The organism is Methylocystis sp. (assembly GCF_051061225.1).
GTDB lineage: Bacteria > Pseudomonadota > Alphaproteobacteria > Rhizobiales > Beijerinckiaceae > Methylocystis.
Window position 1 is genome coordinate 1 of record NZ_JBPFEB010000124.1, and the last position, 11879, is coordinate 11879.

General features: G+C 60.3%; 12 protein-coding genes, 1 tRNA gene and 1 pseudogene. 6 read left to right on the plus strand and 8 right to left on the minus strand.

The features are described from left to right. The coding region (locus ACR652_RS20825; RefSeq protein WP_434508390.1) for a hypothetical protein at positions 1-227 on the plus strand (227 nt) is incomplete at its 5' end. A gap of 254 nt (positions 228-481) precedes the next feature. Here the strand turns inward: ACR652_RS20825 and ACR652_RS20830 are convergent. Together ACR652_RS20830 and ACR652_RS20835 are read right to left on the minus strand one after the other, a co-directional pair. Further along, positions 482-703 (minus strand): hypothetical protein, encoded by a 222-nt coding sequence (locus ACR652_RS20830; protein WP_434508391.1) that lies wholly within the window; start codon positions 701-703, stop codon positions 482-484. A 35-nt stretch (positions 704-738) separates the two neighbouring features. Next, the gene (locus ACR652_RS20835; protein ID WP_434508392.1) at positions 739-894 is read right to left on the minus strand and encodes a hypothetical protein; all 156 of its coding nucleotides are present in this window, start codon (positions 892-894) and stop codon (positions 739-741) included. Positions 895-1005: 111 nt separating this feature from the next. Here ACR652_RS20835 and ACR652_RS20840 point away from each other — a divergent pair, with 111 nt between their 5' ends. The 3 genes from ACR652_RS20840 to ACR652_RS20850 all read left to right on the plus strand — a co-directional run bounded on the left by ACR652_RS20840 (position 1006) and on the right by ACR652_RS20850 (position 2989). Continuing rightward, complete coding sequence (locus ACR652_RS20840; protein WP_434508393.1) at positions 1006-1272, plus strand: hypothetical protein; 267 nt, start codon at positions 1006-1008, stop codon at positions 1270-1272. A 430-nt stretch (positions 1273-1702) separates the two neighbouring features. Continuing rightward, complete coding sequence (locus ACR652_RS20845) at positions 1703-1942, plus strand: hypothetical protein (protein WP_434508394.1); 240 nt, start codon at positions 1703-1705, stop codon at positions 1940-1942. A gap of 51 nt (positions 1943-1993) precedes the next feature. Beyond that, entirely contained in the window at positions 1994-2989 is a 996-nt protein-coding gene (locus ACR652_RS20850; RefSeq protein WP_434508395.1) for a sensor histidine kinase, read from the plus strand. A 1722-nt stretch (positions 2990-4711) separates the two neighbouring features. On the opposite strand, the gene ACR652_RS20855 is transcribed toward ACR652_RS20850, so the two are convergent. After that, a complete protein-coding gene (locus tag ACR652_RS20855) occupies positions 4712-4918 on the minus strand; it encodes a hypothetical protein (protein ID WP_434508396.1) in 207 nt (68 codons plus the stop codon). A 1390-nt stretch (positions 4919-6308) separates the two neighbouring features. Between ACR652_RS20855 and ACR652_RS20860 the strand changes: the two genes are divergently transcribed. Then, entirely contained in the window at positions 6309-6518 is a 210-nt protein-coding gene (locus ACR652_RS20860; RefSeq protein WP_434508397.1) for a cold-shock protein, read from the plus strand. 285 nt (positions 6519-6803) lie between these two features. On the opposite strand, the gene ACR652_RS20865 is transcribed toward ACR652_RS20860, so the two are convergent. The 5 genes from ACR652_RS20865 to ACR652_RS20885 all read right to left on the minus strand — a co-directional run bounded on the left by ACR652_RS20865 (position 6804) and on the right by ACR652_RS20885 (position 10179). Further along, a complete protein-coding gene (locus ACR652_RS20865) occupies positions 6804-7073 on the minus strand; it encodes a general stress protein (protein WP_434508398.1) in 270 nt (89 codons plus the stop codon). Positions 7074-7347: 274 nt separating this feature from the next. Beyond that, positions 7348-7417, minus strand: a tRNA-Glu gene (locus ACR652_RS20870). Between the two features lie 251 nt (positions 7418-7668). Next, complete coding sequence (locus ACR652_RS20875; protein ID WP_434508401.1) at positions 7669-8106, minus strand: DUF2267 domain-containing protein; 438 nt, start codon at positions 8104-8106, stop codon at positions 7669-7671. A 201-nt stretch (positions 8107-8307) separates the two neighbouring features. Next, a complete protein-coding gene (locus tag ACR652_RS20880; RefSeq protein ID WP_434508399.1) occupies positions 8308-8958 on the minus strand; it encodes a carboxypeptidase-like regulatory domain-containing protein in 651 nt (216 codons plus the stop codon). 15 nt (positions 8959-8973) lie between these two features. Continuing rightward, positions 8974-10179, minus strand: a complete 1206-nt coding sequence (locus ACR652_RS20885; RefSeq protein ID WP_434508400.1) for a zinc-dependent alcohol dehydrogenase — start codon at positions 10177-10179, stop codon at positions 8974-8976. A 1507-nt stretch (positions 10180-11686) separates the two neighbouring features. On the opposite strand from ACR652_RS20885, the pseudogene ACR652_RS20890 reads away from it, so the two are divergent. After that, positions 11687-11879: pseudogene (locus ACR652_RS20890) on the plus strand (transposase); the annotation flags it as partial.

Here is an 11879-nt window from a genome sequence, read left to right on the forward strand (position 1 = left end):
CCACGACTACGGTCGCGGCGGAGATCGCTGGGGGCACGACCGCGATGGATATGGTGGTCGCCGCGGTGATCGGTGGGGCCATTCCGACGACCGTATGTCATGTCGAGAAATGCAGCGCAAAGGTTACAGAATTGCCTGCGGTGGTGATCGCTGGGGAAATGACCACGGCGGCTATGGGCATGATCATGGCGGCTATGGTGGCCGCAACTGGTAAAATCAAAAGGTGATACGAAGGCCCTTGGTAGTCGCCGCCAAGGGCCTTTCCTTGTAACTTTTTAAATGCGGCTCACATCGGCGGAACGTATTGTCCCTTCTGGCGCTTGGATCGAGCCAAGCGGCCAGCGTTACAGTATTCCCCGCCGAGATTTACGGGCCACTTCGGATTGACCCTCAATTGCCAAGCACATGGAACATAGGCGGACTGGCATTTTCACATAGCCATGCCGGCATGCGGCAAAGAATTGGGGAGCCCGGCAGGAGGCTAAAACGGTCTGCGCCCCCGCCGAGATGATGATGGGCCGGGAGTCTTTCCTAATAGGTCCAAGGCGTCCTCGGCAATTTCCTCGGGCTGGTCTTGCCCGTTGGCTTCCCCGACCACGGACATCACCGCCTGCATGAGCGCGGCGCGGTCAATCTCCACAGCTCGATCTGCAGCCATCCGGCTGGCGACGCGAAATCCCTCGTCGATCAGCTTCTGATTCACTGCCGGCTCCAATGCGTCCTCGCTATCCCATCTCGTCACTTCGCGGGCTTCTTCAACCACACCCCCTGGCCTTCACCATTCTCGTCCACGAAGATCACGCCCGCGGCTTCGAGGACGGAGCGGATGGCGGCGAGGTTGTTCGCCAGTATTGAAGGCCTGCCGTCGCTCGCTTCAGCTCGGCGCAAGGTCATAACGCCGACCTTCGCAGTCTTTGCCAGATCCTCGACTGTCCACCGCACCAAGGCCCGGGCCGCCCCAAATCCGCAAAATCGTCGACACGATCGCCCGCCGGCGGGGGTGGGATGATGCTGATCGAACTTCCCCGACGCAGGGGCGCGCCACGCGTCTTTGCGGAGCCGCCGGCGGGGCTCGAGCGGCGCGTCTCTCGCGCTCTCGACGCCCTCGGCGATCTCGACCTGCGAGACCTCCCCGGACTCGACGATCTCGCCGACGCGCTGATTACAATTGCCGATGAGCTCGCGGGCGACGTCGACCTCGAAGATGAAGAGCTCGGTGACGCCGAGCCGTTCCCGCTGTTCCCGTTCGCCGCGTGCGCCGGCCCGCCGTAGGCACACCTTCCATCGCACTCACCGGCTCCCCGCACGCGGGAGAGCACTTCCCGCTGGTCGGTATGACGGCAGCGGCGGGACGATATTGGCCGAGCTGTGGGGCGTCTCCAAGCGGCCGGGGCAGTCCGAAAGATCGAAGCCCGGAGACCGGCGCGACGGCAGCGCCGCAAGTAGCGATCAACCCGCGCGGCGCCGCTTGCACGCGTGGGGCCTGATGCGACGGCCGGCTCCGACCGAGCAAGATCGCAGGGGCACGGGAACGCGGCTCCGGCTTGGGGCTGGCGTCCTATGCCCTCGCTCCGGGCCTCACCAACCGAGCATGAACGATGCAATATTCTGTTCTTAAAACCCAAGTTTCAGAAAACCACGCGTTCGCGCGCGTGCGCATGATGCGCGCACACGCGGGGACGCCCTGGAGGGGCTCGTCGCCATGGTCGAGCGGATGGCTGTCGAGAAACGCTCCGCCAGGCAGATCGTCGAGGCCGTGCGGGCCTACGCGGCCGACCGTCCTGAGACCCCACAGGCGGCGCTCGTCTGGATTGCGGCGGACAGCGACGCGGCGCGCGCATGGTCAACGCATTGGCGCGCCACGAAGGGCAAGGCGCCGCCGATAGATCGCCGCGGTGGTTGGCGCTTCCCTAGCCCATGGCCGCCAACACTGGCGACTTGAAAAGCTGTTCTGTCGGTCATAGCTCCAGCTTCTTGCCGCCGGGAATACGCCATGCCGTGGGTGTCGCGCCTTTCCAAGGTTTCGAGCAGACAGCAGGATGCCTGGTCTTGGATCGTCGCGTTTTTGCTTTTTCTCGCTAGTCTCGGATTGCGTATCGCGCTCGCGCGGTGGCTCGATCCTCTTAAATTTCTCACTTTTTATCCCGCGATCGCGCTGAGCAGTCTGATTTGCGGGTGGCCACAAGGCCTCTTCGTGCTGATCCTTTCAGCGGCGGCGGCCTTATATTTTTTCTTTCCGCCCCTCAATTCTTTCGCGACACCGGATGCCAACACCATCGCCGCGCTCATCAGCTTCCTTCTTGTTGGCGGCTTTTTGGTCGTCCTTGTGGCTATGATGCGGGATCTGGTTCAGCGTCTCGAGGAAGCAAAACTTCTCCAAGAGCAGCTTTTCGGCGAGCTGCAACACCGCGTCGCGAACAATCTTCAGGTGGTAACGGCGCTCATCAACAATGCACGTCGCAAAATGCGAGAGAGTCCGATGGCAGCGGAAGAGGCTTTGGCGCAAGCCGAAAGCCGGATTCACTCGATGTCGGAGCTGCATCGCCGCCTCTATAGGGCGCAGATTGCGACGATTGAACTCAAACCGATTTTGCAAGACGCTCTTACGGAAATGTTCCACGCGTACGAGGTTGACTTGAATCTGGATATTCGGTCGACCGACCTGACGGTTGACCAGATCACGGCGCTAATCCTCTTGGTTAACGAAGCGGCAACGAACTCTATAAAACACGCGTTCAGTCCGCGCCTAGGTAGGCATTTCAGCGTCTCTCTCTCAAAAATACGCAATGGCCCTCATCACCTTGTCATCACCGACGACGGGACGGGAATTCAAGATGCCAAAGGAGCAGGACCTTATCACTCGCTGGGTATGGGCATCATGGAGGCTCTCGCACGTCAGCTCGGGGGTTCACTAGAAATCTTATCATCGGACCAAGGCACTAGACTGATCGTCGAGTTTTGGAGCCGAACCTCTCGGGAAAACGCGTGACCTTCAGCCCTCACGCGGGGGCATCCACGGTGAACTGGGCCCTCCAGCAACCCGCCGAGCATGCCTCGATGTTCAGTAAAAATACGGACTCGCTATGGCTGAATCTGGCTCTAACTCGGTATTTATGTGGAAACGCAACACCCCCGAAGTAGCGGAAGCCAAGCGAGCTCGCTTAGCACGCGGGAGACGCATCCAATCTGGCGCCGTGGCCGGCCTCTTGGAGAGAGACGGTAAGACCATTCGCCCAGAGGTAAAGAACCTCATCGACAATGCACTCGCCAAACGGCGTCAAGCGCAAGGGTCTGAAATCTGAGAAGCTGCCTTCGACCGCCGCGCCCTCATCCCGCCAAGCAGTTAGTATCGCGGCGCTTGTATTGCACAGTGGAGGGGCGTAGATTTCCTTCGCACACTCCCGAAGATGAAGAACGCCCGGACCTCGGATGGACAGGACGGGCGTTTTTTTGTCCCTTCGTTGCGCGAATGCAGACTCAGTCGTCGTCCGAGTCGTCGTCCGGCACCGGCGCCACGGGAGGAGCTGGTGTAGCGGGAATATCGTAGCCTGGGTCACTAGGAAGCGGCGCCGACTCCACAGGAGGGTTAGCCGGGGGAACGGATTGGGCCTGGGCGAGCAGGCCGCCAGCAAATAGCGCCAGACCCGCGAGGCTGGTTCTTAGGATAAGCCGCACATCTAAGACTCCCTGTCATGCCGGTCCATCCGGCAATAGGGCGCAACTGGAGCGGGCATATGCACGGTCAATCTGGTCGTCTTGAATTAACGATGTAGAATCGGGCCAGCCCGACCGTCGACGTATCGGCAACTCGGCCTTTTTAATCCCGCTTACCGGCGCGGTAAATAACAGGCCAAACCGGAGAAATATTAGCGCGACCGTCGCCACCGCGGCCAAAATAGTCAGGACCATAGCCCGCCTCACACACCTCCAGAGGACGCCCCGCGGGTGGGGGCCGCGTTATTGAGCGAAAGCGGCCGACGTGGGGATTCGTTCCGAGAATAGGCGGTAAGCGGAGTTTCGCTTACAAGCGAGACGCCTGAAGGGCAAAGGCGGGCGTTATTGTGCGCCAGCCGAGCGACCGCTTCAGTAGCGATATAGGATAGCCATCAACGCGCTTACCAAGATAAGGGCGATGATGATCGACGCGATGACGGGGTCTGAGACGGGGCCTCGGATCATGTGAGGATTTTCGCCTCGGGCCGCCCGAAATTCAATTGGGCATGGCGACGCACCGGCAGAGTGGGGACAATGGAAAGAAAAAGCCCGGTCGGGACACCGGGCTATGACAGAGGGAATCCCTGGGAAAACCCGACAAGTGAGGCAGGGCGCCGCCCAAGATCGGCAAGACCACCACGGATGAACTTGCGGGGCGTTTTTTATCTCAGCACTCCCAGATCCACTCGCCGGTATAGTTGTTCCGATACCAGCAAACGCCAGGATTGGCCGGGTGCCATGGGTTGCTCCAGTCCCTATGCTGGTAGCGCCATGGGCCGCCGTATGCTTGGATATCGCCGTCGTAACGATCACGTCAAGCGTATTGGGCTTGAGCCGCCGAGCCAGACATCAGAAGCGCCGCAATAATCAGAAGCGTGAGTTTGCGCATATCTGCCTCCCACACTGAGACGGCAAAAGATAGAGCGCCACTGCATCTCAACGAGGGCCATTCCGCAGAACCGCCCCGTCGCCGGATGTACGCGCGGGGCGTTTTTGCTTAGTGACCGATCGAAGGAATACTCATTGACCGCCAATGAGGATAGGCGTTTACGATCGCCTCCTCGTCGAACATGTAAAGAGCCTCGGTCAGATCATCGACATAGCTGGACGCGCCCATTTCTGAGAAGCGGCGGATATCCTCGAGGATGATCTCCCTCACGCTTTCGCATCCGCGCCCCAAATTGGCGCGATAGGCGGCCAGCATCTGGCCAGGCCGCTTCGAGGCCAATCGGATTAGTTCCCCGCCAATGGCTTGGCCCATGACGCCGCCTCCCTGCAATCGTCGGAGCTTTTTGGCTCTCTATTGTTCGGCAACGATAGCGGGTGCGTTCTCGGGAAGCAGGCTGTGGAAACTACGTGACCCTTGCTGCAGCGCACATATGAAACCGTCTAACTATTTGGAACCGAACGGGGTTATCGGCATTGCCCTCAGCGGCCCCTCGCTTGCCTGAGAGCTTACCATGTCGGAACACGTCATAGCCCTCGCCGTCACCCTGGAGGCTTTTGTCCTTACGATCCTCACAGCGTTGCAGATCGCAGTTTGAATGCCGTCGAGGCGCCGGCCGGCGGATGCCCTGGGCAAAATTCGTGCCCGCGAAGCGTTTGATGGCTCACTGTGCCATGGGCCAGTTTAGCCGCTGGACAGCCATAAGAATAGCGCCAGCGCTGCAACGAGCACGGACAGCATGATTGCGTAGCTTATTTCGTCCCGGATGATCACCAGCGAACGATCGCATATCTGGCACTGACGCGGAAGGGCCGAACCGCTCAGAGATAGACGAGCACGAGCACAACACCGCCGAGGATCACGGTAAAGAGGATAGACCCAAGCACTGGATCTGCGATTTGGGAGCGAAACATGCAGGAGCGTCGCACCGACGAGACAAAGTTCAAGAAGGCATATGACGCAGCCGGCCGGACCTCCTTGCGCGAGAAAGAAGCCCATGAGGGTGAAAGTCGAGGCTGCAGTTACCTTTTTGTCAGCCTGCCCTAATTGCTTTGCGTTGGCCCGCCCTGGTGCGCGGTCAAAAATCCCGGCCTCAGAACAATGTCTCTCCCCAACTACAATGGCAAGCAATCTGCAGTTCTAGCCTTCGGCGGCATGGGCGGGATTATCGGCGCGGCACTTGGCGCTCTCATTGCAGGGCCTGGCTCCGGCTTCACCGGGGTAGTGACCGGCGCAATCGGCGCGGCGCTAGGCGGCGTGGCTTTGGGCCTGTGGTTTGACCGAAAAGTTTGAGAAGGCAACTGCCGCTGTCCGGAGCCGTGGAGCAAGAGGGGCGTAGATCAGGCCGTCGGATGTGTTGGGAGCGCGCCGCTTGTTTTCTTAGAATCAGCGGCTTAGGCTGGCTATCAAGCAGGTAATGTCACTCTTGCTGCCAAATGAGATGCCCCGACCACGGATGAACTGGCGGGGCGTTTTCACGTCGAATTGCAATGTGGCAGGTACGCGTTACATTCGCCTATCGACGATCTTTCGGCCTGACGACTTCGCATCGCTCCTTTCCTGGGAGCCGCCGACGCCATCTTCCAATCATCTCGATCGATCCGGCCCCGCGCACGCGGGCCTTCTCCGAACATGCTTGGAGAGACAAATGGCTACTGGCACCGTGAAATGGTTCAATGCGCAGAAGGGCTTTGGCTTCATTCAGCCTGACGACGGCGGCGCCGACGTTTTCGTCCACATTAGCGCCGTCGAGCGCGCTGGCTTGGTCGGCCTGAATGAAGGCCAGAAGGTTAGCTACGAGCTGATGGTTGATAAGCGAAGCGGCAAATATTCCGCGGATCAGCTGAAGGCCGATTGATCCCCGGCGCCTAATACGCCCTGAAGCAACGCCCCGACCGTGGATATATCCGCGGGGCGTTTTTTGTGCTTGCCCGTGCCTTGGGCGCTGCTTACGAAGCGCGATGAAGAAGAATCGGCAAGCTCGGAGAAGGGACCGACGCCGGAAGGGCCACGCGGCCGCCCATGCAAACCTCCTCCTCGCGTCGCTGATGTTGGCTTTGGCCGTCCTGTTTGCCGGTCGGATCGCGCTGACCCCTTATCCGCCACGGCAAATCGCCATTTCAGACAACGGGTAGCACGGGGGTCAGAGATTTTTGTGCCGGCCGCCGCCCCGAGATGCGTGCCCGCCTTTCGTCCCGGCTGAAGACGCAAGCTCAGGGTTCTGAGAGAATGACCGCTTGGCTGGGTCGACAGATTTTCCACCTTTCCTCCCCGCGGAGGCCGCAAGGTCGGGATTCTGTGCAAAGCTCCGCCTTTCGGCCGGGACTGCCTTTCCGCCCTTGCTAGCGATCTCGCGCCGCTGCTCGGGGCTCATCGAAGCGAAACCGCGCTTGCTCTTCGGCTTGTCTTCCATGGGCTTAGTCCTCTGAGAATCGAATTCCCATTAGTTGAGGCCATGGTCACTTGTATGGCAAGGGCAAAGGCGTCGTGCGCGGGGTTCGGATCCTGCCGGGACTTTCGGCTCGGGCCAACGGAAGTTTTGAGACACGACGACGCAGCCGAAAGCGGGGGCGTTTTTGCGTTTCTGGCAGCGGTTGAGAGGCGCGGGAGTCCGCCAGCGTCCGCCAGTGGATAATTGACGGATAATCGACGGTTTTGAATTCTAGATTATACGTGCTTGATTTTATTGGCGCTGCCTAGGGGACTCGAACCCCTGCTTTCGCCGTGAGAGGGCGACCTAATCTTCCAGGTTGAAGCGTGGGACTTTCAGAGGTTGCGCCAAGCGCTGGCGCAGATAGTTGGCGAAGACAGGCTCGGCGCCGCGCAGGATCTAGCCGAACAGCGCGAGCCCGGCGCCGGCGACAAACGCCGCCGCCTCCCGCTCCGCGCCCGGTGTCGATCGGCAGTTCAATATGGGACTTTCTTGTCGTGGAAATTCAATGGCTTAGCTGAGACCGAAGAGCCACTCTTGGCATTTCAATCGGGACTGGCGCAGACGTTTTGGGCACTTAAAGTGGAATTCGTCGACCGGTCGATCGATGGGGGCGTTTTCTTGCGCGATGCCCGTTCCAGCCAAGGAGAACCGCGCCAACGCTCGCAAGGAGTTCGGCGTCACAGCGCGCAAAATCTTCGAGTTCGGCCGCCGGCACGCGCTGGGCGAGCAGCGCAAGGACGGTGCGAGCCACGTGTTCGGCGTCAATGCCAGGGTCGCGATGCACGCCTTCGCGGACCCGTTCAAGGAACGCTTCGCGGGTCTTGAGCGCGCTGTATTTGGACATGCGCCAGCCCTCATAGTAAAGCCCGCGCAGAAGAAGCGTCAGGTGGTCGCCGAGGAAAACTGCCTCGTGCGCAGGGAGGCTGTCACGCAGCGCGTGCAGCGTCGCGGCTTTCCAAAAACTTTCTGACGGTTGCGCCACCCGAGGCGTTGCGCCAGCTCGGAGATCCACTCTTCGGCCGCAGGGGTGACCACGCCGAATTCTTGGATGACAGCCATCGCTCAAGCCTAAACCTTATTCGTCGAACCTAATATTGGGCGGGGACGCTTCAAGAACGTCGCCTCGCCTGTCGATTTTTGGTTTTCGCTACGCGATAGCGGCCCCGTTTTCGCGAGATTTGAGCACTTTCTATTTGCGGGATAATCTTTCCGACTACCGTGCTAGCGGTACGGCAGATGCCGACACCACCTTCCAAGGCGCCATCTGAGGTGCTTTTACAAGCCTTGCTGACGGCCATGCGCGCGCAGTTGGCGCGATGCAGCCCACCATATTTGTACCATAGGGGCTGCTATGACTTAAGCAGGATCTGAACCATGGCGACCACAGAGGACCGCTCCATCGCCGTATTCTGCGGAACCGGGTTTCTCGGTCGCCGAGTGGTTTCGCATCTCCGTAAGGGTGGGTTTCCTGTGCGGATTGCATCGAGGCATCCGGATCGGAGGGCGCATCGACCGACTTCAGTCGCAGGAAAGCGCCCGGCTTCGCCTTGATTTTCGGCGAATCAACCAGGCCGTAGCCCCGCACCCAAAGGTCGAAGGTCGCCTCAGGTAGGTCCGGGATGACGAAACGCCCACGGTTGTCGGTGACAGCGATCTTCGCGTAGCGTATCGGCAAGTCGCGCGTCTCGGCGATGACCCAGGCGCCGGCTTCTGGCCCGGCGGAGCCTGTGACGGTTCCCCCGATGTCATTGTCGTCGATCTCGACGGCCTCAACGGACGTCGCTTGCTGGCCGCGCGCCGAGGCCGCGCAAATAGCGAGGACAGTCGCCATCGCGGTGGCCCGCAATATTTTTGAAGGCGCCAAGTGGAACGTCTCCCTTCAGGCGGCCGGCCTGAGTTCGACCTTCAACCAGCCCGGCAGCCGGGAGTCGAACGCTTCATACGCTTGAATGGCGTTTTGCAGCGGCTCGACCTCGGTCAGTATTTTGGTCGGATCGATGACCCCAGAGGCGACGAGACCCAGAAGGCGGGGGATGTATTTCCGGTGCGGGCAGTTGCCCATCTTCAATGTCAGGTTCTTGTTCATCGCCTGGCCAATAGCGAATGAATCGCAGGTTGGCGGATAAACGCCGATGATCGCGAGCGTGCCGGCCTTCGCCAGCGCCTCGACAGCCCAGGCGAGGGCTTGACTTGGGCCGTCTCCTGGCGCCCAGGAGTGGCTGTGGCCTGGGGCTATTGCCGCCGCTGCGGCCTTCACCGCCGCCCCGGCCTTGTTGGCGACCGACGCCGCCGGACCATGGTGGGCATGCTCGGCATCGACGCCGACGGCGTCAATCGCTCGGTCGACGCCGATCCCTCCGGTCAGTTCGACGATGGTCGTCACGGGGTCTTCGCGCTCGAAGTTGACGATTTCCGCGCCTTGCCGCTGCGCCATCAACAATCGATCCTCGTGGCGGTCGACGGCAAAGATGCGCCCCGCCCCCATCAGACGCGCGCTGGCGATGGCGAATTGTCCGACAGGACCGCAGCCGAAAACAGCGACAGTGCTCCCCGAGCGAATCTCCGCGAGTTCGGCGCCAAACCAGCCGGTGGGGAAGATATCCGAAAGAAGAATCGCCTGATCGTCGGTGACGTTATCGGGGAGCTTCACCATGCCGACAGGGGCGTAAGGGATCCGCGCTTTCTCGGCCTGAAGCCCGTTCCACGGACCCGACGGCCCGGGCCCTCCATAGAACGTGGTGCCGGCACGATTACCATGTGGATTGGCGTTGTCGCACTGGGAAAAATAGCCGGCGCGGCAATATGAGCAAAATCCGCAGGCAATGGTCGAGCCAATGACCACGCGGTCGCCTTCTAAGAAGTTGCGGACCCTCGAGCCGACGTCTTCGACGACGCCCACGCCCTCATGGCCGAGAATGGTGCCGGCCTCCATCCCCGAGAAACTGCCTCGCACAAAGTGCAGATCTGTCCCGCAAATCGCCGAGGCTGTCAGGCGCACGATCGCGTCCGTGGGCTCCTCAATCTTCGGCTCAGGCACGTCGTCGATCCTTATGTCGCCGACATCGTGAAAAACCACCGCTTTCATTGGCGTCTCTCCGTCTCGCCGGAAGATAACCGGCGGTCCCGAGCCCGGTTCCAGTTCGGGCAGCGTCTGGTCCACGGGCCTGCAATGCGTGGTCAAAGGCGTGCAAGATTCAAAACCGGCCTAAGACACATCTCAAGCCGCCGTTACGTTAATTGGATGGATATCCGTGCGCCGCATTTTTGAGCGTCTCAATTCGCTGCAAATAGCTCTACCACACGATCTTTCCTCGACGAAGCGACAGATACGATGACCGTTATGGATGCGTTCGAGCACACGCTCGGCGATTGGCCTCCAGCGGGACGGGCGGGCGTCACCCTTGCTTGCGAACCCGCTCTGTGGACGGCAATAAGGCCGGTAGCTGACCTCCAATTCTCCAACGGCGATGCGATGCCCTCGCGGATCAATCCAGAATGAGCCGGGCAGTTGAACGGCAAGCGGTCCGACCCGGTGCCGTCCCCACTCTGGCTTATTGACTTGATCGAGAGTCGGGTCGAGGAGCCACGCAGTATCGACGGCGACGACCAAATGGCCACGCCACATCCCAGGCGCTGTAGCGCGTCGCTCCCAGGGACCGCGCCCTAAAACGCACCCGGCGAATGCGCGGTTGGTTGGATGATGAACCGTGGTCTCGACCCGCAGGAGGTAGGAGCGCCATCCCAGCTCCTGCAACACTGCATTGAGGGCATGCGCAGTAAGGACGCATGTAGCGCGCTCGCCGGTCGCCGCGAAGCTTTCCTCATTCGCTGCATCTACCAGATATTTCAGGAACCCGTGGTCATGCATTGCTTCGCCAAGCGCTTAGCCGCGGCCGGGCCTTTGTTTCGGCGTTCGGATCACATCGACCGAAAGGCGCGCTTGCCCCTTCGTTTCTTGGTTTCGACTGATGCACGTGTCGCTTGCGCCGGACAGACATAAAGTTCGCCTGCCGTCAGGCAAGACTGGCCAACATTAAGGCGGACCCTGCTGCAGTTCGCACACAGCATGACAGGTCCGCCGGGAAGCCTGCTTTTCCGTGTCCACGCTTTGGTTGCCTACCATCGCGTTAATGTTTGGATCATAGTTGCGCGAGATTAACCGTGCAAGACTCCAGCTCCTCACGGTTTGCACGACCATCATGGACGTTGGATTTCTTCCTCGTCTCTCGCATCCTCGTGGGCCATGGTGAAGTTCAAAATTTTTTGGTTGTGTTGCTCTAAGAATTCGACCAGCCCCCCCGAGTATTCAACATCGAGCTTTCTCGAGATTTGCGACACCCCCATAGCCGCTCGATATCCAAGGGAACCGCTCGGATTTCCTCGTTAAGGTCAGATCCAAGGATCCGGCCGACATAGCGAGCCACATTTAGCTGCGCCCATCGCGCCATCTTCAGGGAGGCGTGAGCCGCCTCGATCGCGTCATCGAGTTGATCGAGCGCGGAGCCAAGCTTCACGTCTTTGCTCGACTGTCAGTCTTGCCATTGCTTTTATCCCTGTTAATCGCCAAGACCCCTTCCTGCCTGCGAATCTGCATCGCCTCCGGGGCGCGTTTCGGCTGCGTCCTTGCAGATTCAGGTTACGGCTCCAGCGGGCCTTTTCGTCAGGCGCTGAGCGCGCGCGGACTGCTGTGGGCGGTGGGGCTGTCACGGCGCCAGAACGTCTACCCGGCAGATGTCACGCTGGCGTTTCCTGTCGCAAAAACGGGGAAGCCGCGTAAATACCACA

Excerpts from the sequence above, each read along its gene's own strand:
- ACR652_RS20835 (WP_434508392.1), bottom strand. The coding sequence starts at position 894 with ATGACCTTGCGCCGAGCTGAAGCGAGCGACGGCAGGCCTTCAATACTG.
- ACR652_RS20840 (WP_434508393.1), top strand. The coding sequence starts at position 1,006 with ATGATGCTGATCGAACTTCCCCGACGCAGGGGCGCGCCACGCGTCTTT.
- ACR652_RS20845 (WP_434508394.1), top strand. The coding sequence starts at position 1,703 with ATGGTCGAGCGGATGGCTGTCGAGAAACGCTCCGCCAGGCAGATCGTC.
- ACR652_RS20850 (WP_434508395.1), top strand. The coding sequence starts at position 1,994 with ATGCCGTGGGTGTCGCGCCTTTCCAAGGTTTCGAGCAGACAGCAGGAT.
- ACR652_RS20855 (WP_434508396.1), bottom strand. The coding sequence starts at position 4,918 with ATGCTGGCCGCCTATCGCGCCAATTTGGGGCGCGGATGCGAAAGCGTG.
- ACR652_RS20860 (WP_434508397.1), top strand. The coding sequence starts at position 6,309 with ATGGCTACTGGCACCGTGAAATGGTTCAATGCGCAGAAGGGCTTTGGC.
- ACR652_RS20865 (WP_434508398.1), bottom strand. The coding sequence starts at position 7,073 with ATGGAAGACAAGCCGAAGAGCAAGCGCGGTTTCGCTTCGATGAGCCCC.
- ACR652_RS20885 (WP_434508400.1), bottom strand. The coding sequence starts at position 10,179 with ATGAAAGCGGTGGTTTTTCACGATGTCGGCGACATAAGGATCGACGAC.